The sequence below is a fragment of the Paenibacillus sp. FSL E2-0177 genome (assembly GCF_037992975.1).
In the GTDB taxonomy this organism is placed as follows: domain Bacteria; phylum Bacillota; class Bacilli; order Paenibacillales; family Paenibacillaceae; genus Paenibacillus_AQ; species Paenibacillus_AQ odorifer.
Map to the genome: position 1 here is coordinate 2,450,349 of NZ_CP150307.1, position 22,263 is coordinate 2,472,611.

General features: G+C 46.5%; 23 protein-coding genes. 19 read left to right on the forward strand and 4 right to left on the reverse strand.

Features of this window, described 5'->3' with window-relative positions:
- The first annotated feature begins 59 nt into the window (after positions 1–59).
- The 8 genes from MHI25_RS10790 to MHI25_RS10825 all read left to right on the forward strand — a co-directional run bounded on the left by MHI25_RS10790 (position 60) and on the right by MHI25_RS10825 (position 5,451).
- Positions 60–500, forward strand: coding sequence for a HepT-like ribonuclease domain-containing protein (locus MHI25_RS10790; RefSeq protein ID WP_076184344.1), 441 nt, complete (start codon positions 60–62; stop codon positions 498–500).
- 58 nt (positions 501–558) lie between these two features.
- On the forward strand, positions 559–1,224 hold the full coding sequence (locus tag MHI25_RS10795) for a metalloregulator ArsR/SmtB family transcription factor (protein WP_076184345.1): 666 nt from the start codon (positions 559–561) through the stop codon (positions 1,222–1,224).
- 100 nt (positions 1,225–1,324) lie between these two features.
- The gene (locus MHI25_RS10800) at positions 1,325–1,804 is read left to right on the forward strand and encodes a YtxH domain-containing protein (protein WP_076301228.1); all 480 of its coding nucleotides are present in this window, start codon (positions 1,325–1,327) and stop codon (positions 1,802–1,804) included.
- 255 nt (positions 1,805–2,059) lie between these two features.
- A complete protein-coding gene (gene racE / locus MHI25_RS10805) occupies positions 2,060–2,866 on the forward strand; it encodes a glutamate racemase (protein ID WP_036689641.1) in 807 nt (268 codons plus the stop codon).
- 306 nt (positions 2,867–3,172) lie between these two features.
- Positions 3,173–4,381 carry a M14 family metallopeptidase gene (locus tag MHI25_RS10810; protein WP_340034274.1) on the forward strand — a complete coding sequence of 403 codons (1,209 nt, stop codon included), beginning with the start codon at positions 3,173–3,175 and terminating at the stop codon, positions 4,379–4,381.
- A gap of 110 nt (positions 4,382–4,491) precedes the next feature.
- Positions 4,492–4,746, forward strand: a complete 255-nt coding sequence (locus MHI25_RS10815; protein ID WP_076125091.1) for a hypothetical protein — start codon at positions 4,492–4,494, stop codon at positions 4,744–4,746.
- A gap of 121 nt (positions 4,747–4,867) precedes the next feature.
- Positions 4,868–5,170 (forward strand): heme biosynthesis protein HemY, encoded by a 303-nt coding sequence (locus tag MHI25_RS10820; protein WP_036689223.1) that lies wholly within the window; start codon positions 4,868–4,870, stop codon positions 5,168–5,170.
- Between the two features lie 41 nt (positions 5,171–5,211).
- Positions 5,212–5,451 (forward strand): DUF1450 domain-containing protein, encoded by a 240-nt coding sequence (locus MHI25_RS10825; protein WP_036689224.1) that lies wholly within the window; start codon positions 5,212–5,214, stop codon positions 5,449–5,451.
- A gap of 13 nt (positions 5,452–5,464) precedes the next feature.
- Here MHI25_RS10825 and MHI25_RS10830 read toward each other — a convergent pair whose 3' ends face one another.
- The 3 genes from MHI25_RS10830 to MHI25_RS10840 all read right to left on the reverse strand — a co-directional run bounded on the left by MHI25_RS10830 (position 5,465) and on the right by MHI25_RS10840 (position 9,407).
- Positions 5,465–5,629, reverse strand: coding sequence for a hypothetical protein (locus tag MHI25_RS10830; protein WP_175617317.1), 165 nt, complete (start codon positions 5,627–5,629; stop codon positions 5,465–5,467).
- Between the two features lie 393 nt (positions 5,630–6,022).
- A complete protein-coding gene (locus MHI25_RS10835; RefSeq protein WP_340395398.1) occupies positions 6,023–8,062 on the reverse strand; it encodes an LTA synthase family protein in 2,040 nt (679 codons plus the stop codon).
- A gap of 205 nt (positions 8,063–8,267) precedes the next feature.
- Positions 8,268–9,407, reverse strand: coding sequence for a class I SAM-dependent RNA methyltransferase (locus tag MHI25_RS10840; protein ID WP_036689227.1), 1,140 nt, complete (start codon positions 9,405–9,407; stop codon positions 8,268–8,270).
- Between the two features lie 202 nt (positions 9,408–9,609).
- On the opposite strand from MHI25_RS10840, the gene MHI25_RS10845 reads away from it, so the two are divergent.
- A complete protein-coding gene (locus MHI25_RS10845) occupies positions 9,610–10,239 on the forward strand; it encodes an O-methyltransferase (RefSeq protein WP_076191324.1) in 630 nt (209 codons plus the stop codon).
- A 4-nt stretch (positions 10,240–10,243) separates the two neighbouring features.
- Here the strand turns inward: MHI25_RS10845 and MHI25_RS10850 are convergent, their stop codons facing one another.
- Entirely contained in the window at positions 10,244–11,464 is a 1,221-nt protein-coding gene (locus tag MHI25_RS10850; RefSeq protein WP_038569803.1) for an MFS transporter, read from the reverse strand.
- A gap of 231 nt (positions 11,465–11,695) precedes the next feature.
- Between MHI25_RS10850 and hemE the strand changes: the two genes are divergently transcribed.
- The 10 genes from hemE (at position 11,696) to MHI25_RS10900 (ending at position 22,152) form a co-directional block, all read left to right on the forward strand.
- A complete protein-coding gene (hemE, locus tag MHI25_RS10855) occupies positions 11,696–12,757 on the forward strand; it encodes a uroporphyrinogen decarboxylase (protein ID WP_076125097.1) in 1,062 nt (353 codons plus the stop codon).
- A gap of 54 nt (positions 12,758–12,811) precedes the next feature.
- Positions 12,812–13,768: a ferrochelatase gene (gene hemH, locus MHI25_RS10860; protein ID WP_076125099.1), complete on the forward strand. Its 957-nt coding sequence runs from the start codon at positions 12,812–12,814 to the stop codon at positions 13,766–13,768.
- The gene (hemG, locus tag MHI25_RS10865; protein ID WP_340395399.1) at positions 13,765–15,189 is read left to right on the forward strand and encodes a protoporphyrinogen oxidase; all 1,425 of its coding nucleotides are present in this window, start codon (positions 13,765–13,767) and stop codon (positions 15,187–15,189) included. Before hemH ends, hemG begins: the two co-directional genes overlap by 4 nt.
- Before the next feature lie 162 nt (positions 15,190–15,351).
- Complete coding sequence (locus MHI25_RS10870; protein ID WP_076125103.1) at positions 15,352–16,749, forward strand: CapA family protein; 1,398 nt, start codon at positions 15,352–15,354, stop codon at positions 16,747–16,749.
- 18 nt (positions 16,750–16,767) lie between these two features.
- Entirely contained in the window at positions 16,768–17,502 is a 735-nt protein-coding gene (locus MHI25_RS10875) for a glycerophosphodiester phosphodiesterase family protein (RefSeq protein WP_254847631.1), read from the forward strand.
- Between the two features lie 36 nt (positions 17,503–17,538).
- Positions 17,539–18,162, forward strand: coding sequence for a fumarylacetoacetate hydrolase family protein (locus MHI25_RS10880; RefSeq protein WP_036689251.1), 624 nt, complete (start codon positions 17,539–17,541; stop codon positions 18,160–18,162).
- Between the two features lie 22 nt (positions 18,163–18,184).
- Positions 18,185–18,988 (forward strand): DUF92 domain-containing protein, encoded by an 804-nt coding sequence (locus MHI25_RS10885; protein WP_340395400.1) that lies wholly within the window; start codon positions 18,185–18,187, stop codon positions 18,986–18,988.
- A gap of 44 nt (positions 18,989–19,032) precedes the next feature.
- Complete coding sequence (locus MHI25_RS10890; protein WP_036689257.1) at positions 19,033–19,602, forward strand: TetR/AcrR family transcriptional regulator; 570 nt, start codon at positions 19,033–19,035, stop codon at positions 19,600–19,602.
- A gap of 87 nt (positions 19,603–19,689) precedes the next feature.
- Positions 19,690–21,624, forward strand: a complete 1,935-nt coding sequence (locus MHI25_RS10895) for an ABC-F family ATP-binding cassette domain-containing protein (protein ID WP_340395401.1) — start codon at positions 19,690–19,692, stop codon at positions 21,622–21,624.
- A 42-nt stretch (positions 21,625–21,666) separates the two neighbouring features.
- Positions 21,667–22,152: a tetratricopeptide repeat protein gene (locus MHI25_RS10900; RefSeq protein WP_339247766.1), complete on the forward strand. Its 486-nt coding sequence runs from the start codon at positions 21,667–21,669 to the stop codon at positions 22,150–22,152.
- Positions 22,153–22,263: the final 111 nt, after the last annotated feature.

Genomic DNA, 22,263 nt, shown 5'->3' on the forward strand with positions numbered 1-22,263 from the left:
AACGCGGTAAGTAGAGATTAGGACGATTCTCTAACAATTATCGACATGGGGGTATTGCTGTGTATTATGTCAACCGCAATCAAATCGAAACCATTCTTGCTCAAATCCCTGATATTACCGCTGGTCTTCGGACTGTAGCAGCTTCCTGGGATGGTACAACATTAACTGGACTAATACAGGAACGCTGCCTCCATCTGGCAATAGAGGTTGTAACAGACGTTGGTAGCTGTCTCATTGACGGGTTTATTATGCGTGATGCTGGAAGTTATGAGGATATAATTTCTATTATTCATGAAGAGAAAGTGCTAGGTCAAAGTGAAATTTATGAGAGATTGATAGAATTAGTTGCTCTGCGTAAGCCACTCGTTCAGGATTATTATGCCTGGGAGAGAGGTGATCTGCATCCACTTACCCCCATTCTTTCGGAAGTACTTGAGCAGTTTGCCGTTGAGGTACGGAAATATTTGGACCAGGAGCTTGGAGCCAGCGTACCGCTATAATAGCATAGGATAGAATCACATAGAATAGGCGATAGCCGTGAAAGAGAGGGGTTCCTTTATGATGAAGATGGGGCAGGAAAACGGATCGACAAGACAAATGATTATGACGCTCCTGAAGACGAAAGGAACACTGACCATCGGCGCGCTGGCAGAAGAATTGGGAATTACAGAGATGGGTGTCCGTCGTCATGTGCTTCAGCTGGAGCAAGAAGGGCTTGCAAAGACAAAAGTGGTCCGGCAAGCGATGGGGCGGCCTTTACATATGTACTCATTAACGGAGAGAGCCGAAGAATATTTCCCAAAAAGTTATCACAACTTGGCTTTGGAGCTTCTGCGTGAATTGGATTACGGCAGTGGACTGGATGCTGTTAATACATTATTTGAAGGACGCCGCCGCCGAATGCTCGCTCAGTATGCTCCGATGATGGAACGGCGGAATTTGGAAGAACGCGTCGCCGAATTATCTTCCATCCAAAATGCCGGTGGATATATGGCAGAATGGAACCGCGAAGAGGATGGCTCATATGTCATAAAGGAGTACAATTGCCCGATTCGCCAAGTGGCTACCCAGTATCGTAAGGCTTGCCAATGTGAGCATAGTCTTTTCGAAGAACTGCTGGATGCTAAGGTAACACGTAATGAATGTATGGCAGAGGGCGGCCATTGCTGCCGCTACGCTATCGTACCCAAAAATGTTACAGACAAAACTTCTGAAAAGTTATAATAATTAGTCACAAGACAATCCCCTGCTGCTTATGATATAGCAGATATAGGCATTAGCCCGGTAGAGCGGGGAGCAATGAATTTAAAGGAGAGATGAAACGATGAAAAAGGACACCAAAGGCTTATTATGGGGCGCTTTAGTCGGCAGTGTGGTTGGATCGGTGACAGCATTGCTGTTCGCACCTAAACCAGGTAAAGAGCTGCGCAAGGATATTGCGGAAGGAACTGCCGCTGGTATTGAGAAGGTTCAAGAAATTGCTGTTCAAGCCGGAGACAAGAGCATTGAAATTTATGACAAAGCAAAAGATTCGATTGGGCATGTAGTGCATGAAGTTCGGGAATGGAGCAAATCATGTGCGAATGCTGTTGATGAAGAAGAAAAAATCACAGTAACTGTAAGCGGTATTGCTACAGAAGATGCTGTAGAAGCAGTTGACGCTGTAGAAGCTGTTGAAGAGGCTGCTGCCACTTTGGAAATGGAAACTGAGTTGGTTGAGGCCACTATAAGTGAAGATGTAAGCGAAGAAGTTAGCCTGGAAGAAGTCGTTCAAGATGACAAGGTTGATAAAGAAATTCTATAATGGGACCGTGGTTTAAATCCTCTGTTTCAGTGGTAAAAGAGTACTCCTTCTCTTATAATAGAGCCGCTTTTTCGCATTGGGCGGAGGGTGGCTTTTTTAATTAGTTTGCACCCGCTTGTTAAATGATGGAAGAAGACTAGTCTTGAACTAAGAGGGCAAAAGGAGTAATATCTGCAATTGGGGCTGAAAGCCAGGTACATTTTGTTTTCACCTTACATAAGCTACACAAAACAAGTAGAAGGAAGCGGTGTGTTCGTGCAGCAAGCTATAGCAATATTAGACTCAGGTGTGGGAGGGTTAACAGTTGTCAAAGAAGTGATGAGGCAACTCCCGCGGGAGAAGATCATTTATTTCGGAGATACTGCCCGAGCTCCGTACGGACCCCGTTCGACCGAGGAAGTACAACTGTTTACTGAACAAATTGTAGATTATTTGATCCAGTTTAATCCTAAAATGATCGTTATCGCTTGTAATACCGCAACAGCTGCGGCACTCGATTATATCTCAGCCAAGGTCTCCATCCCTGTAATTGGGGTGATTCATCCCGGAGCCCGCGCAGCAATTAGCGCAACCAAAAGCGGACATGTCGGCGTGATCGGTACGGTAGGAACCATCAACAGCGGAGCTTATACTAACGCATTAAAGCAGTTGTCCCCTTTTGTTGAGGTTGTAAGTCAAGCCTGTCCAGCGCTTGTCCCACTTGTCGAGCAAGGCAAGTTCCGCTCAGAGAAAAGTTACGATATCGTAGAAGAGGCACTCGAAGGCATTAAAGACACTAACATCGATACTTTAATTTTAGGATGCACTCATTATCCATTTCTTGTAGAACCCATTGGTGAGACTATGGGATCAGGAGTCAAGCTGATCAGTTCTGCAGATGAGACCGCTCGTGAGATCAGCACAATTTTATATGACAAAGGCAAGCTGTCCATCGGCGATGAAAGTCCAATTCATCAGTTCTTCTGCAGCGGTGATGCTGAGATGTTTCAAAGCATCGCGCGAGACTGGCTTGGAGAACAAATTAGACGTACTCCAGTAGTGTGGCAAGTATCCACGTTATAAGCAGGAGCAATGTTGAATTGAATAGGGACAAACTCCATGGGAGTGTAAAAAGAAAAACAGACTGGGAAAGCACATTTCCCAGTCTGTTTTTTTGAAATATAAGCATTTATACGCTGCGGATCTGTAATATCCTTATTTTCATGAGAAATGGTTGCCATCTATAAAGGGCGATGACGTTGTTTTTTCTTGTGATTCATTTCTCCTTCATGCCGGGTAGTGGCGCTTGCATACAATAGAGTTAAGTGCTGTATGCCGCTGTTTTTGTATTGCTGTATCAGCAATTTAAGGCCGAGAGGATGAGACCTAATGCGACAATATATTGCAAACAGGGGAGATACCGTAAGCCGAATTGCCGCTCTACATGGATTAACTCCTGAGCATGTTATTCAAGGTAATCCATGGGTTGGGAGGCAGTCTTATTTATACCCAGGCCAGGTTTTATTTCTGCCATCTTCGCCGCGTAAAAGGTATGCTGTGCAGGAAGGGGACACTCCAGAACGCATAACCTCATTATTTAAAGTGAATTTAGAGGATTTGGAGAAGCTTAATCCTGGTGTGACCTCAGGGCGCTGCTGTACACCTGGAAAAATACTTGTCATTCCACCCCCGATTCCAGACCGCGTAGTGTTTCTGCGCGGGGAGTACGGTCCGGCTGATGTTGAGAGTGACATTGACAGCTTGCTTGTCCAATACCCGTTTATACAAGCAGCCACAATAGGCACGAGCGTACTCGGCAAGCCACTCCATGTACTCAAGATAGGGAACGGCACTCGTCATCTGCATGTTAACGCCGCTTTGCATGCCAATGAATGGCTGACTTCGCCATGCTTGATGTCCTTCATAGAGGAGTATGCGGCAGCTTATGCTGAAGGCTTGGAATGGAATGGACATAACCCTGAGGTTTGGTTCCAAAACTGGACATTATGGGTCGTGCCTATGGCTAATCCAGATGGTGTGGAGCTGGTTCAGGAAGGGGTTTTGCCTGACCATCCGTTTTATGATGACCTCATGAGATGGAATGGTGGACGAAGCAGCTTCCGGCATTGGAAAGCTAACATCCGCGGTGTGGATCTTGGGGATCAATTTCCCGCTCATTGGGAAGAGGAGCGGGAACGTCGGGGAGTAAGGCAGCCCTCACCGCGGGATTACAGCGGCCCTGAACCGCTGAGTGAGCCTGAAGCAGCTGCTCTGGCAGCCCTGGCTGAGGAAGCGCCTGGCGAAGCTGCAGTGTCTCTGCATAGCCAAGGAGGAGAGATTTATTGGAACTACCGCGGGTATGAGCCTCCCGAGAGCCGTGAATTAGCCGCGCAGCTGGCAGTTGCGAGCAGTTACCGGGCAGTGGAGCTGACGGGAAGTGATGCCGGATATAAGGATTGGTTTATTCAGACCTTCCGCAAACCTGGATTTACTGTGGAGCTTGGGATTGGCAAAAATCCGCTGCCACTAGCAGATTTTGAAGATATGGCCCTGGAAACAGGACTTATATTAGCAACGCTCCTTTCCAATGTGAAATAATTATGAAACATTTGCAGTAAACTTGCGTAAAATAAACCATAGGGTATGGCCGCTGTCGTCACTACACGTTATCCGCGGCTGTATCCTTTTTACTTGGGAGGAGGGTCACCATGAAACTGAAAAAAATACTGTCACTAAAACAATGGTCCCATATCTTCAGTAGCTCCTGGCAATACATCCGCTCCCCTAAAGTAGCAATGGGGGACAAGCTGTTATTTACAATTCCAGTATTGCTCTATTGGGTCTTGCCGGACTTCATGCCATTTATTCCGATCGATGATATTGGAGTGACCATGCTGCTAATGGGCTGGTTCGTGTCACGAATGGGCCGGAAATATCCTACCCTTCAGCAGGGTGAAGGATAGCACCGCACATTTTCGACAAGAACTTCAGAGCTAATTAGCCAATATAGTTGCTTTTAGATGTCATTTACCTTTAAAATAAGTAATTGAGTATTTAATTTTCGGACTAGGAGATGGAATATAGATGAAGGTCAAAATTACCCGTAATGCGGCTAAAGTGATAAAGAAACAAATGGAGCTGGAAGGAAACAGTGAGTTGAAGCTGCGCGTAGCAATTACACATGCACACGGTGATCATGCTCACTACGGACTGGACTTGGACACGCCTAAAGAGAACGATGTTGTAGTATCGACAGATAAGGAAATCGATGTTATTCTTGATCCGAGCCAACCACTCCTTGATGGCGTGGTCGTTGATTATTTGTATCTTCCACAAGAAGGTTTTGTCATTACGAATCCCTCTAAAGGTAATCACGGCGATCACTAAACATTCGCCTGTAAATTTCGAACACAAAGAAGGGTTGCTCCATGGCTAACGAAATACAAGTGTGCGATGAATGTAATTTCATGAAGTTGAAAAGTATTATCCCAAAGCTGCAAAAAATGGCACCTGATGCCGAGATCAAGGTCGGCTGCAAGTCGTACTGCGGTCCATGTGGCAAACGGGCTTTTGTTTATGTGAATGGTCGTTATGTGAGTGCTCCAACGGAGGATGAAGTGTTGAAGAAAGCGGAAGCTTTTATCAAACAGCCCTCCGTTCAGAAATAATACTGAGTTCTTATCAACTAAGATAATAGGGTCGATCCCTCTTCATTCTCAGAATAAGTAAAAGTAAACAGAGCAGCGATTCTCCTGTTAATTTGGAGGATCGCTGCTCTGCGTTTTCTGGCCATTGACGGCTTACTTCAATCGTGCCCATCATCCCATCATTTCTCCGTCTCATCATCTCATCGTCCCACCATCTCACCGTCTCATCGAGCCCACCATCCTATCATTCAACCATCCCACAGGGGTTACGGACTCAGATGACGTTATTTGCCTGTTTTTAGCCTTTAAAGCAAGATTTCGGACCCCAGTGACGCTATTCCTTAAAAAGAGGCTCATATCGGCGTTTTCTAGGCTAATAGCTGCTCTGGAGTCCGTTAGCATTCCAAATCTCGGATAATGCTGCGTTTAGGGTCAGCTGTGTCCGTTAGTGAGATACTTTACGTATCTAAGTCGGAAAACCAAACGTGCTTCCAACAACGATCAAGTGGTAAATGTCCAACATAGAGAGGATATCGCAGCAGCCCTTTTCGATAGTTTTTTGGGCAGTCTCTTCGTTTACCCGGATGTAAGCTTAAGGTGCAGATTGTGTGTTCTTGAGCTTCTTGATTCCATCATATTTCATGATATCGTCGGAGATCTGTAGGCGGAGCTTGCTGGTCTCATACCCGATGCTGCACTCCCCTACGTCAACGGCTTCCCGGCTTTCGAGACTATAACAGGTTCCGCTGGCAAATTGCCCATTTTCGCTGGGGAGATAAGAAAGCTTTGCATCGGCATAGGCGCCGGATCGCAGCGTTACAAGACGCTCATGCCCGCTAAACAGATTATTGCCCATGAGATAATAAGGATCACGTGAGATCCCCAGCAAATGGAGCAAGGAAGGTGTAAGATCCAACTGACCAGCTGGAGCTGAATCTAGGACAGAGGCGTTAGAGCCTGGCAGATGAATGAGCAAGGGTACCTGATGCATTATTTGCTGCATATCGAGTGCGCTAAGGCTTTTGCCGAGAAATTGTTCGTAATAAGAGGTCTCCTGGATCGAATTATCATGATCTCCATAGAAAGCAACAATGGTATTATCCCACAGCTCACGCTGCTTCATCTCTTTGACCATTTCCCCTAAAGCTTCATCCGTATAGTGAACAGCCTGCAAATAATCTCCGAAGATCGTGCCCTTGAACTCTCCAGTATCAAGCCCTTGTTTATCTGCAGGGAGAGAATAAGGATGATGGCTGGATAGTGTAGTCAAAAATGAATAAAAAGGCTGCTTTATCGTTTCTGAAGTGTCCATAATATCGAGGGATTGCCGCAAAAAGGATTTGTCACCCAGAGACCAGCCTAGAGGTTCGTCTATTGTATAGTCTTTTTTGTTATAAAAATGGTCATAACCCATCGCGTTATACATAATCTGCCGATTCCAGAAGCTGCCTTCGTACGCATGAAAAGCATTGGTACTGTAGCCCTTTGATTTCAAAATAGCAGGCAGCGTGTCAAACTGATGATCCGGGTAACGGACAAATACCGAGCCGGAGACCAGCGGGTACAGGGAAGCGTTGGACGTGAAATCCGCATCGGAAGTTCGTCCTTGTGAGGTCTGATGGTAGTAATTGCTGAAATAGGTGTTTTCTTTGATTAGAGCGTTCAGATTAGGCGTGATCTCCTGGCCGGATATTGAGCGTCCAACTACAAAGTTCATAAAAGCTTCAGCTTGAATAACAACGATGTTGCTTCCGCTGTATTTTCCAAAGCTGTCATTATTGGCATTTTGCTCAGTGTTTTGTTTATTGAACCAGAGCTGCATTGAGGTGGCTTCTTCTTGCGAAAGCTCGGGCTGCGGACCTAGATGATCTTTAGCATATAAGTAAATATCATAACCGTGAAAACCGATTAGTCCGGTTACGTTATACATCGCCAGACTCCACCAGTTGCCAGTGAATAGATCTTTAGCCCAGGTAGTAGCGTAGGTGTGTATAGGTCCAAAGGTTAGCACGCAACCTAGCGCCAGAGCAACGATGCCATTCACGCTTCTTTTTAGCATCCTGCTCAGGCGTGAAGAGCGGCGGGAATAACCGGTTTGAGAATAAGAGTGAGATTGCCCATAACGGCGAGGGGCGGCATTAGACAAGTATGTATGGGTTTTCCGGTGGTAGAACCCTATTCCGATTCCATAGGCAATAAGCAGAAGCCAGTCAGCGAACAAATAAAGATCGGAAGGACGCAGTAGGGCGAAGATACTTCCACCAAGCGCATCCATCTGTCCAGCCTGAAACAATACGGGTACCGTGATAAAATCCTGAAAATAACGATAGTAGACGATATCCGAATAAATAAGCAGTGTCAGAAGCAAGTTTATACTTAACAACGCTATCGTCTGTCCCCGGCGGGGAAGCCACAGGGTCCAAAAAGACAATAACATGACTGAACCTACAGCAATCCATTTGTCCTGCCGGTTCATATCTATATTGGGAGCATGCAGCCCACTATGCAGAAATAATAACTTGGCCAGCATGATGCCAAGAAAAAGGAGATAACCGATATATCGGGAGCGAATCACAGCAGCTATTGTACTTGTTACGGTTCTGTTGCTCCGAATTGATGGAAAGTCAGACATTATAAAACCTCCTAACACAGAAAATAAATAAAACCAGAATAAACAATGTTGTTGTCTTTTTCAGATGATAAACGTTTCTCATAGAAATATATGAGCGAAAAGTTATAGGCGCTAAACTAAAACAGTCTTATACTCGGAGAAAAACGGACACCCTCCTCATACGAGGTAGATGTCCGTTCTGCATTCAAAGCAATGGTGATCCTAATTATTTCGGATTTCTAGGTGGAAGTGGACCCAAGTATTGATAATATTGACACTCGATACGTCCGTTATACAGTTTGCGGCGTTTGTCTGCCTTACGACCGTAAAATTGTTCGAATTCCTTGTAAGGGCTGATCGCAAAAAATGACCATGTTGGCAGATATATCATCATTTCACCAAACTGGCGGGTCAGCTTCTCCACTTCTTTGTCATTACTGATCCGTTCCCCATATGGAGGGTTAGTAATGATACAACCATATTCTCCTTCAGGTCTTGCTTTGGCGGCAGCCATCACTTTGAAGGTGATTTCTCCGGAAAGTCCAGCACTCTTGGCGGCAGCTTCAGCAATTTCAATCGCTTCTGGATCAATGTCCGTACCTGTTAATTGCAAAGGATAATCATCGCGCACCGCATCGAAAGCTTCTTCGCGCGCCTCTTCCCAAAGATGTTTGGGGATGACTGGCCAATGTTCAGATGGAAATGAGCGGCGTAGTCCTGGAGCAATATTCCAAGCGATCATGGCAGCTTCAATTAACAGTGTTCCCGAACCACAACATGGATCGAACAGGGGCCGATGGCCATTCCAGCGGCTAAGCTGGATTAGTGCAGCAGCCATTGTTTCCTTCAGTGGAGCCTCTGTTGCATGTCTGCGGTAACCCCGTTTGTGAAGCGCGGGTCCTGTGGTATCTAATGTGATCAAAGCGATATCATTTAATAAAATCACCTCGATCACATATCGAGGACCGTTCTCCGGGAACCAGTCTGTATGATACGAAAGCTTCAGCTTCTCGACGATGGCTTTTTTGACAATCCCTTGGCAAGCGGGTACACTCGTTAGTTGTGATTTATGGGACCGTCCTTCAACCGGGAATTCTCCATTCTCTGGAATCCAATCTTCCCAAGGCAAGGCTTTAACCCCTTCGAATAACTCGTCAAAGGTTTTAGCAGGGAATTGGCCCATTTTAACCAATACGCGGTCAGATGTACGCAGCCACAAGTTACAGCGACAGATATCGATGTAATCACCGCTGAATAATACTCGTCCGTTCTCGACCTTGGTCTCATAACCCAGTTCGTTTAATTCGCGCGCTACCACAGCTTCTAAACCCATAGGGGCAGTAGCGATTAATTGTAATTTGCTCAAATACTCTCAACTCCGTTTAACTTGTAGATAAATACTAAAAGCCAGTACAATAAGAAGAGACGACATTGTCGTCCTTTAAAGCATCCATACAAGTATAGGGGAATGTGGGACACTTCACAATGCCCGGCATTCCATAAATCATAAAATGTTCCCCGTCATCCCTTACTATGAGCAAACGGGGGATCCTCAAAGGAGAATCTTTATGCTTACGCAAGAAGAATACAGTGAACAACTTTATACAGAGGACGAAATTCTGCTTCGAGTAAAAGAAGCAATCGTTCAAGCAGGCATGCCGCCGGTGTCTGTCGAGCCAGGGTACGGAAGACTGCTCACCATGCTAGTTAGACTGTCTCGCTCTAAGCGTATTTTGGAAATTGGCGCACTTGGCGGTTACAGCGGAATTTGCTTGTCCCGCGGTTTCTCTGAAAGTGGCACACTGACTTCGCTAGAGCTGAGAGCCGACTATGCTGAGCTTGCCCGACGTAATTTAGAGCTGGCAGGCTTCGGCGATACTACGGAGTATAGAATAGGACCCGCAATGGACAGCCTGAAGGCACTGGAAGCAGAGGGCGCTAGGTTCGATTTCTTTTTCATTGACGCAGATAAGTTGAACTACACTAACTACTTGGAATATGCCATCAAGCTGGCCAATCCAGGAGCGATCATTGCGGGTGATAATATTTTTCTCCGTGGACGGACCTTAAATACAGATAGAAATGGTCCTGCCATCCTGGCTGTGCGCCACTTCAATGAGATGATCGCTACGGATGAACGTCTTATCAGTACATGTCTGCCTGCCTATGATGGACTGGCACTAGCGATGGTCAAATAGCTGATTAGCGAAATAACCGCGGTGTTGTTACTTTGTACAGCTTCAATCGAACCCAAATCGTATTAACCAGCAACAAGCAGCCGGATATAATGAAGAGCCCCTCAATTCCGATGTAACCTGATAGAAAGCCGCCCAAGATAGCTCCCAGCATATTGCCTAGCGCCAATGTACTGCTGTTGAAGCCGAATGCGCGGCTTTCTTTTCCGTCAGGGGTATAGGAGCGGATAAGCGCATTAACGCTGGGCAACAGTCCGCCCATGAAGACTCCCATTAGGAAACGGACTATAATCAGCTGCCAGACACTAGTTACGAATGCCTGCGGAATTAGGAAGAGTGAAGCGCCAATTAACGCATAGGTCAGAATACGATGTGCGCCGACTTTGTCACTTAGCTTCCCAAGCAAGGGAGAAGCCAGCATATTGGAGATCCCTGTAACGGCACTGACCATCCCGGCCAAGAAGGCTATATTCTCAGCGGGTCCATTTAATTTTTCTACATAAAGTGGCAACAAGGCCATAGGACTAATCATTGCAAATTGCAGCAGAAAGGTTACACCGAATAGAGCTGGAAGCTGAGGGATTTTGATTAATTCCTTCAAGCCTGCGAGTACAGAAACCTGTGGCTCTTGTGCGGCTTCGGCGCGGTCGAATTTTTCTTTAACAAGAAATAATGCCAGCAGAGAGGCGATAAAGAGCAAGGCTCCAACGACATAAAAAATCGGCCGAAATCCGATTAAATCGGCAAGTAAGCCACCAATCAGTGGCCCTAGAATTGTTCCTGCTACAGATCCTGATTGCATCAATCCCATGGAGAAGCCCATACGTTCTTTGGGGGTAGTACCTGACACCAGTGCGATGGAGGCGGGATTGAAGCCAGAGATTGTACCGTTTAAGAGACGGAGCAGGAGCAGCTGTAAAGGGGATTGTGCGAAGCCCATTAATACCATGACAATAGCCATCCCAAAGCTGGAACGCAGCAACATGATTTTGCGTCCATATTTGTCTGCAAGCTTGCCCCATAATGGCTGGAATATGAAAGAGGTTAAGAAGTTTGCGGCAAAAATAAGTCCCGCCCAGATTCCAATTTCATGTTCACCCTGGACACCAAGATCCTTCGCAAGGTACAAGGTCAGGAAGGGTGTAATCATTGTCATTCCAGCATTCACCAAAAATTGCCCGAACCAAAGCACTAAGAGGTTGACCTTCCAGGTCTCCCATTTCTTCATAGTGCTTTCACATCCTTTCAAAGAATTTCAGAGAATATATGATTCACGGAAAAAATGCCATTTTATCAGTATATCATTTTTTTCAGCTTCATGTGTGCAACACATGTCATAGTAATGTCATAGGATTGTCATTCCAAACTCTTCGTATTAGTTGTTACAAGCTTTTAAAAAGGGCATAATAGTAGATATGCCGATTAAAAAAATCTAATAAAATATAATGGAGATCTTATCATGACCTACAATGACACTTTTATCCGCGCCTGCAGAAAGCAGGACACGGAGCACGTTCCCGTATGGTACATGCGGCAGGCCGGCCGTTATGATCCCGAGTACCGTAAAATTAAGGAAAAGTATTCGTTACTTGAAATCTGCAAGCAGCCTGAGCTGGCGGCAGAAGTAACCATGATGCCCGTTCGCAAGCTGGGTGTGGATGCGGCCATTTTGTATTCCGACATTATGAATCCAGTTGCTTCAATCGGAGTGAAATTCGATATCGTTAAGGATATCGGTCCAGTGATTGAGAATCCGATCCGTAGTGCAGCTGATGTGGAGAGACTAAAACCCATTGATGTGGAGGGTGATCTGAGCCACATTTTGGAAACGATTGCTATTCTGGATAAGGAACTGGACGTTCCTTTGATCACTTTTGCAGGCGCGCCGTTTACAATTGCCAGCTATTTGATCGAAGGTAGACCTTCCAAAGGATATATCCGTACGAAAGAGCTAATGTACAGTGAACCCCGTGTCTGGGAAATGCTGATGGACAAGCTAGGCGATATGATTATCACTTACCTCCGAAGTCATGTGCGGAGTGGAGGCAAAGCCTTCCAATTGTTCGACAGTTGGGTTGGTGCGCTTGCTCCACGCGATTTTGAAACGTACGTGCTGCCGACGGTTTCTCGTATTTTTTCCGAATTATCTGATCTTGATGTACCTAAAATATACTTTCCTGGCGTAAGCTCTGGAGAATTGCTGCCAAGCCTTACGAAGCTTCAAGCAGACGTAATCGGGCTGGATTGGCGAGTTAGCTTGACTGAAGGCCGACGCAGAATAGGCAATAAATTTGCGATTCAAGGAAATCTTGATCCATATTTGCTTACAGCTCCGATGGACCTCTTGAAAGAACGCGCGAAAGCACTGATCGATGAAGGTGTGCTTGAGCCAGGTTATATCTTCAATCTGGGCCATGGATTATTCCCGGAGGCCTCATTAGACAAACTTAGAGAATTGACGGAGTATATTCACGCTTATTCTCAGGAAGTATTACAAGAAACGGCTAAGCAACGTTCGTAAAAATATAAGAATTTATTTGTTCCACGCTATTAAATTGTAAAGGGGACGGAATCCGTGACAGTAAAAATAGGTGTTCTCGTCATGTCGTATGGCACTCCTAAGAGCCTAGAAGATGTTAAAGCTTATTACACGCATATTAGACGGGGGAATCCGCCAACAGCGGAGCAGCTTAAAGAGTTAACCGACCGTTATGAAGCAATCGTCGGGGGGGTATTCCCACTGCGGGAGAATACAGACCGGCAAGTAGAAGCTTTACAAGCAGCATTAAATGCGGATAAAGCGGGAGCAGATGTTGAATTTGTCTGCTATCAAGGCTTGAAGCATGCCAGTCCCTTTATTGAGGACGGCGTGGAGGCTATGGCGAAGGATGGCATTACTCAAGCAGTGGGTATTGTTTTGGCGCCACACTATTCCAGTATGAGTGTAGGGAGCTACATCAAGCGTGCGCAGGAAAAGGCTGATGCATGCAAGATTGACATGGGTTTTGTGGAGAGTTACCATATGCATCCTGAATTGATCGATGTGTTAAGCCAAAGAGTGTCGGCGAAGCTGGATCAATATATTGAAGCAGGTGCGACCCGTGATGAGATTCGCGTATTATTCAGCGCTCATAGTCTTCCAGAACGTATTCTGGCTATGGGTGATCCATATCGGGATCAGCTGCTGGAAACTTCGCAGGCAATTGCAGCTCAAGCAGGCGTAACCAACTGGCAGTTTACTTGGCAAAGTGCTGGCCGCACAGCTGAACCGTGGCTTGGTCCAGATATTCTGGACACGCTGCAACAGCTTAGTAAAGAACAGGTGGAATACGTATTGGTGGCCCCTATCGGATTCGTATCCGATCATTTAGAGGTACTGTACGATCTCGATATTGAGGCAACAGCCGTAGCTGCAGAGCTTGATATGCGTCTTATGCGGATTGACTCACTGAATAGTGATCCCGCATATATGTCTGTATTGAGCGATGTAATTCGTAAACGACTGGAGCAGATGAAGGCCGCTCAATCATGATTGGCCCCACAAGAAAAATTGTTATCATAGGCGGAGGGCTGAGCGGACTCAGCGCCGCCTTTTATATTCGTAAATTTTATAAAGAAGCGGGTATTAAGCCTGATATTGTCTTACTTGAGAAAGAGAAAAACCTCGGTGGAAAGATTGAAACCTTACATCGCGATGGTTTTGTGATTGAAAAGGGACCGGATTCATTTCTGGCGGAAAGGGCGGAGATGTGCGAGCTGGCTAAGGAATTGGAATTGGATCACGAGCTGGTATCCTCCAACCCTCTTGCTAAGAAGCGATATATCTTGCAGCGGGACAAGCTTAATCCTTTGCCAAACGGTCTTGTACTCGGTATCCCTACCGAACTGAAACCTTTTTTATCAAGTGGGTTAGTTTCGTTTGGGGGCAAAATACGTGCGATGATGGATTTTATTCTTCCTCCGCGGCGTAATGATGAAGACGAATCGCTTGGTGAGCTTATTGAGCGCCGTCTAGGGTCTGAAGTGCTGGAGAACTTAACCGAGCCACTCCTCTCTGGCATGTACGCCGGAGATATACAAAAAATTAGCCTGCATGCTACTTTTCCGCAATTTGGACAATTAGAACAACAGTATGGCAGCCTTATTCGTGGAATGCGCACAGGGCGAAAGAATAAAAAGGCACAGGAAGGTACTACACAGAGTACCTTCTTGACGTTCCGCAAAGGGCTGCAAAGTCTCGTGCATAGTCTGATTTATGAGCTGCATGATGTTGAACAACGGACGGAATCTAACGTAGTTTCTATTCAGGCTGTTGGGAGTCCTTCTATTTATGAGGTAGAGCTGGAGAATGGCGAACGGTTGCTTGCGGATGATGTATATATCACTACGCCTAATTTTTCGGCTGCTGACTTACTTCGTCCCCATATGGAGGTTACGGCGCTGGAAGCGGTGGATTATGTTTCAGTAGCGAATCTAGTCATGGCTTTTAACAAAAAGGATATTGTTAACGAATATGATGGATCAGGTTTTTTTGTGCCTCGTAAAGAAGGGCGAAATATTACTGCCTGCACATGGACATCTACGAAATGGCCGCATACGCCTCCTGATGATAAGGTGCTTTTGCGCTGTTATGTGGGTCGTTCTGGTGATGAACAGAATGTTCAGCTGCCTGATGAGGCTTTGACGGAGCTTGTGCTTAAAGATTTACGAGAGATCATGGGCATTACTGCGAAACCAATATTTACGGAAATCACCCGCTTAGAGCATTCCATGCCGCAGTATCCTATAGGACATCTTGATAATATTACCGAATTCCGCAAAGAATTAGCGGCTTCGCTTCCTGGTGTGTATGTCATTGGCGCCGGATTTAATGGCATAGCAATGCCGGATTGCATCAAGCAGTCCAAGCTTATTGCGGAAAGCGTTGCTAAACAGCTAATGAATGAAATGTGAGTACGATGACTAAATAAAACAGTGAAGCGAAGCATGAGGCGCTTCACTGTTTTTCTTTAGTTAGTAAAATTTTCTATTTCTATCGACTCTCTTATTTGTAGGGTGCTGTGATAGATATGCTATAATAAAAACAATTTGAGAGTAGAGGAGATCACAGAAACCATGTATCCGCCGCGATCGCGTTCTAGACAAAAGAACAAACATAAGAGCAAACGCAAGCGCAGAACGGCCTGGGCTTGGATCAATGCAGGTCTTCTTTTGATGATTACCGTGTTATTGACTTATAGCTTTACGAATGACCCTGACAAGAAAAGCGCCTCACCGCCTCCGGTAGCAGAAGCGACAGCTACGCCTATACCAGAGAGTAGTGATCAGCCTCAGACAGCACCTCCGGTGGTTGCAGTTGCAACGCCTGAAGCTACAGAGACGCCAAGCCCTTCTCCTACGGCAACTCCAGAGCCAACGCCTACACCGCAGGAGGAGCCCGAAGAGATCATTGAAACACAAGCTCCTGAAGCGACAGCGACCCCTGCGAAGGATGAGGACAGCTCGGAAGCAGCAAATAATGATGCAGTGTCTGGTCTGCCGTCAGATGATAACGCGTCTGGTAAGACGGTAACTTTGAATTTTGGTGGAGATGTTATATTTTCCGGGAAAGCTGGAGAACTGCTGGAGAAGAAAGGTTATGATTATTCGTATGCCGCATTGGAGGGTCTGTTCAAGAAAGATGATCTTACGATCTTGAATCTGGAAACTCCAGTGACCACAGGTGGCGTAAGTGCCACTAATAAGCAATTTGTATTCAAAGGATCACCACTCGCTCTGGATGCGCTTAAGTCAGCGGGTGTGGACGCAGTAAATATGGCGAATAATCACACGCTTGATCAAGGAGAGCAAGGCTTGCGGGATACCCTTAACCACCTTGCTGAAAGAGGAATTCCTTATGTGGGTGCGGGGCTTAACAGTAAAGAAGCATATTCGGCGCAATATTTTGAACGTAAGGGCATTAAGATCGCTTTGCTGGGATTCACCCGGGTGATTCCTGCGTCGGATTGGATGGCAGGGAAAAATAAGCCGGGACTTGCCTCCGTATACGATAGTGCAGAAGGACTGAAGGCTATTGCTGCAGCCAAAAAGAAAGCCGATTTGGTGGTCGTAGTGGTCCATTGGGGTAAAGAACGGGTAGAACAATATGATAAAACGCAACAGTCGCTGGGCCATAGCTTTATCGATGCAGGAGCCGATCTTGTCATTGGCGGCCATCCACATGTGTTGCAAGGCGTGGAGCCATACAAGGGCAAATGGATTGCCTACAGCACCGGGAATTTTATTTTTACGAGATCTACAGTGCCTGCCACTTGGGAAACTGCGGTTTTTCAGGCGGAATGTAGTGTAAAAGGTCAATGCTCCTTAAAGCTGAAGCCTATGAAAGCCGAGCTAGCACAGCCTGTGCCAATGAACGAAGTGGATGGAAAGCTTTTGTTAAAAAGAGTAGAAGCTCTATCCGCAGGACGGGTAAAGATCGGCAGCGACGGTAAAGTCACTCAAGTTACCAAATAGGGTTCCTGGGAGGTCCTTATGATGAACAATTTGTGTGTAGCCCATCGAGGGTTTTCCGGTAAAGCTCCAGAGAATACATTGGCAGCCATTCGGATGGCGATTGCCATGCCCTTTGTGCACTGGATGGAAATTGATGTCCAGCTCTCCAAAGACGGCGTTCCTGTTGTCATTCATGATTATACGTTGGACCGGACGACCAATGGTCATGGCAAGGTAAAGAACATGGACTGGGAATATATCCGGCGTCTGGATGCGGGGAGCTGGAAAGGGCGTGTTTTTCAGGGCGAGCGGGTGCCTTCTTTGGAAGAGGTGCTGTCACTAGCCTCTGGAAGATTGCGTCTGAATATTGAACTGAAAACAGTGGGAGATATGTATCCTGGCATTGAGAAGACGGTGACGGATCTTATTTCTGCAAAAGGTATGCGGGACGACGTGATCTTGACCTCTTTTGATACTGGAGCATTAAAAAAAGTCAAGGAAATTGATCCCCGTTTTCGTACCGGATTGATCTTTGATTCCAGATTTGGCAATCCTGCACGCAGGCTGCATGAACTGGATTGCTCTTTACTTTCGATTAGCTTCTCGCGTCTGAATCCTAGACTGGCTAAGCTTTTGTCCGAGCGTGGGGTGGAAATTATGGCTTGGACTGTGAACAAAGCGAAAGAGATGCGTCGCTTAGCCGACATGCATTCTGATATAATGATCTGTACAAACCGCCCGGATATATGGGGCGACACCTTTCTGAAGGTATAAATAATCCAAATCGATGGGAAAGAGAGCTGACTGTTTATGTGCGCTGCTGTTAATAATCTATATTGTGTTGGACGCAACTACAAGCTACACGCGGAGGAATTGGGTAACAATGTGCCCGTGGAGCCGCTCATCTTCATGAAGCCCTCACATGCGGCTGTTTCCCTCGATAAAGCAGTAATTAAGCTGCCAAAGGATGCGGGTCAGATTCATTATGAAGGTGAACTTGTACTGCGTATTGCACGTGATTATACACCAGGCATGAGCGTGGAGGATCTGGTAGATGTTATGGCACTGGGACTGGATTTCACGCTGCGTGATGTGCATAATGATCTGCAGAAGAAAGGTTTGCCGTGGACGCCAGCTAAAGGCTTTAAAAATGCCGCACCACTCACCCCTTACATAGCGTTTCCAGATAAGGAAGAGCTGGAGGGAACTGATTTTACAGTGGTGAAAAATGGGGTGGAAGTACAACGCGGCAATGTTAAAAACATGATTTTTTCACTTCAAAAAATTGTTGATTTTATCGCGGAGCGCTACGGGTTAGGGAAAGACGATGTGATATTTACAGGTACTCCGGCAGGCGTGGGTCCTACTGTAGCTGGCGACGCTTTCGAGCTGTACTGGGGCGACAAGCTGATGGGGACTTGCCTGATCGGTTAATAGATCTGTTGGAGATGAATCTATGCAGTGGGTTATTGGCGCTTTAGGCGCTTTGATTGTTGCGGGAGCGGCATATTGGAAGCAGTCTTTAAGTCTCTCTGGCATGATTGCCGCGGTAGTGATGGGCACTATTTATTTTGGTGCCGGAAATGCTTTTTGGTTTGGGATATTGCTGATCTTCTTCATCACTTCAAGCCTGCTGTCCAAACTTCATCATGATAATAAAGCAGAATTAGAGCTGACGTATGCTAAGACGGGCCGCCGCGATGCCGGGCAGGTCTTTGCTAACGGTGGACTTGGCATGGTTCTGGTTCTTCTGAATGCGATCTTCCCGCATGAGCTGTGGGGGTTCCTATTTATTGGTGTAATGGCTACAGTAACCTCGGATACATGGGCTACGGAGATCGGAACACTGAGCAAGAAACCGCCTCGTTCTGTCCTTACGGGTAAAGTTCTTCCTGCCGGAGCTTCGGGTGGTGTATCCAGCTTGGGTACGCTGGCGGCAGCAGCAGGAGGCGCACTCATCGGTGCGTCAGCTTGGCTGCTGCGTATGATATCCGGCATGCCGGATCACTCTTTCGTGCTGCTTACCCTAGCAGGACTTGCCGGAGGATTAGTCGGCGCCTTTGCCGACTCTATCCTTGGTGCAACCGTGCAGCAGATGAACCGCTGTACCGTATGCGGCCGCGAAGTGGAAGGCTCACAGCATTGTGGGGCTCCAGCTGTACACGCAAGAGGCTGGAAGTGGATGAGCAATGACGCAGTCAATGCCATCAGCTCTATCCTAGGAGGTACGGCAGCCTTACTGCTGAGCATGATCATTTAGCATTTGAATTTAAGCTTTGAACGGCACAGTTTAGGGAGGGACCGATGAGTAGCACATCCAATCAAAAACATACTGCTATTCTGGATGCCGCATACGAGCTCTTCGGTTCAGGTGGATTTTACGAAACGAAGATGTCGGAAGTGGCGGAGCAAGCCGGGATAGCAAAGGGCACCGTTTATTTATACTTCAAGAGCAAGGAAGAATTATTCATGGCAGTGACTCGCCGCGATTGTGAGGGATTTCTCCTGCAATTACAGGAAAGGCTGAAGGCTAGTGATACTTTGGCCGGTAAACTGTCGATCATTGCTAAACATCACCTGAATTATTATTATGAACGCAAGCGGCATACGAAGCTCTTTTTCCGTGCCCCTAACAATAATCCTGAATTAGTGGCGTATATGACTCAATTTATGGAGCAGTACATGCAAGATGTGGTCAAGGTATTATTAGAAGGTGGAGCATCCGAGCCTGAGCTTATGGCACAGTCCTACATAGGGATGCTGGATCGTTTGAAGATGGATATTTTATTTGATCCGTCTTTTACGGAGGAGGACGCGTATAAACGCGCTGATTTCGCTGCTGGTCTTTTTATTAGAGGGGCCATGATCACCTGAATTTTGGATAGGATGATAGACCGGATAAATAGCATTGGTTAGATGCGGGCCGGTTTTATGAAAATATAAGGCAAGCGAGGAAATAGCATGAATATTATGACCGTGGAACATCTTTCCAAGAGTTATGGCGAGAAAGTACTCTTTAGCGACGCTTCATTTGGTATGGACGATCGGGATAAAATTGGCTTGATCGGTGTGAATGGAACGGGTAAATCAACCTTTTTACGGATTATTGCCGGTCTGGATACTCCGGATGGTGGACAAATTGCCATCGGGAATAATGTAAGAGTACAATATTTGGCGCAGAATCCTCCTTATGATCCTATGAATACAGTTTTGCAGCAAGTGTTCGCCGGGGATGATCCAGACCTTGCTACCATGCGTGAGTATATGGAGACTATGTCCCAGCTTGAACAGCAGCCTGGTAATGCTGAACTGGAAGGAAAACTAGTAAAGATTGGGCAGGCGATCGACGCTGCGGGAACATGGCATTTGGAGAGTGAAGCCAAAAGCGTGCTTACCAAGCTAGGCATCTTAAAGTTTGATGCGTTAATGGACACACTTTCTGGTGGACAACGTAAACGTGTGGCTCTGGCAGCTGCACTGATTACCCCCTCTGAACTGCTGATTCTTGATGAGCCTACCAACCATATTGATACGGATTCCGTGGCTTGGTTGGAGCAATATTTGCAGAAACGGCGCGGCGCTCTTTTGATGGTGACGCATGATCGTTACTTCCTGGAGCGTGTGGCTAGTGTCATGCTAGAGCTGGATGGTGGCCAGCTTTATCGTTATGAAGCTAACTATTCACGGTTTCTAGAGCTTAAAGCCGATCGAGAAGAACGAGAAGCCTCTGCCGAACAGAAGCGTAAGAATCTGTTGCGTACAGAGCTGGCTTGGATTCGTCGCGGTGCCAAAGCCCGTTCAACAAAACAGAAGGCAAGAATCGACCGCTTCGAGAAGCTGAAAGAGAGTACGGGAAGCAGCTCGAACGGTTCATTGGATATCTCTGTGGCTTCTACACGTTTAGGTCGCAAGATCATTGAAATTAATGATCTGTCGAAAGCGTTGGATGGTCGTCAGCTAATCAAAGATCTCAGCTATATCGCTGTACCCCAGGATAGAGTGGGCATCGTCGGCCCGAACGGCAGCGGCAAATCAACACTCTTAAATATGATTGCAGGTCAGCTGCAACCCGATAAAGGTGAAGTTCAGCTTGGCGCTACGGTTAAGCTTGGTTACTTTACACAAGAGCATCAGGATATGGATGACAGTATGCGTGCCATTGAATACGTGAAGGAAGAAGCAGAAGTGATACGGACAGCAGACGGCAGTGTGATTACGGCTGGTCAAATGCTGGAACGCTTCTTATTCCCTCCTGCGATGCAGTGGACACCGATCTCCAAGCTGTCCGGGGGCGAAAAAAGACGCTTGTATCTGCTTCGTGTATTGATGGGAGCGCCTAACGTATTGCTTTTGGATGAACCTACGAACGATTTGGATATCGGCACATTGGCTGTTTTGGAAGATTATCTGGATGAATTTCCGGGTGTCGTCTTTACCGTATCCCATGACCGTTATTTCTTGGACCGTACGATAGATAAGCTGATTGCTTTTGAAAATGGCGATATCCGGATTCATGTTGGCGATTATACGGAATATGAAGAATGGCTGGCCAAAAATGTACCGTCACGCATTGGAGAACCGAACAAAGAAGGAAGCTCAAAGCAAAAAGAGGCCGCGGACACTGCCAGCAACCCTGCAGCTTCAACGGCTCCCAAAACAAAACTCAAATTCAGCTTCAAGGAACAGCGTGAATATGAGGGCATTGATGAGCAAATTGAATTTGCAGAGCAACGTTTGACGGATATTAGTGTACAGATGGAGGCGGCTTTTGCTGACTCTGGAAGGCTGCAGGAGCTAGTAGAGGAGCAACGCCTAGCCGAAGCAGAGCTGGAGCGTCTTATGGAACGCTGGACCTATCTGAACGAGCTTGCGGAGAAAATCGCTGGTAAGGCTTAAACCCGTTGGATGGCTTTGAATGAAAATAGGGGAGGGCTCTGTGTGGAAGATAAACTTAAAGCTGCCGTAGCCCTACGCAACGCTGGTAAAGCGGAAGAAGCCAAAATGATGCTGTTTGAGCTATATGAGCAGAATGCTGGGGACGCTGAACTTCAATATCAATTGGCCTGGACGCATGATGTGCTGGGTTTGGAGCGGGCGGCAGTACCCTTTTATGAGAAAAGCTTGGCGTTAGGATTACCTTCTGAGCAGAGAGTTGGCGCTCTATTGGGACTGGGCAGCACCTACCGGACACTCGGAGAATACGAGAAGTCAAAAGGTCTTCTGATGCTGGCTGTTCAGGAGTACCCGGAGAATAAGGAATTTCCGGCGTTCCTAGCCATGACCTTGCACAATCTTGGAGAGCATAGTCAAGCGATGGAGCTGCTGCTTAAGCTGTTGGCAGAAACCTCTGCGGATGAAGGGATAAGAAGTTATAGTAAGGCCATTTCTTATTATTCAGATAAACTGGAGCAAGTCTGGGATTGAGGCTGGCTTTTAAATCACAGTGATTCTTACAAATCACTACCCGGACACAGCTGACCTTAAACGCAGCATTATAACCCATTTGGAATGTTAACGGACACCACAATCGCTATT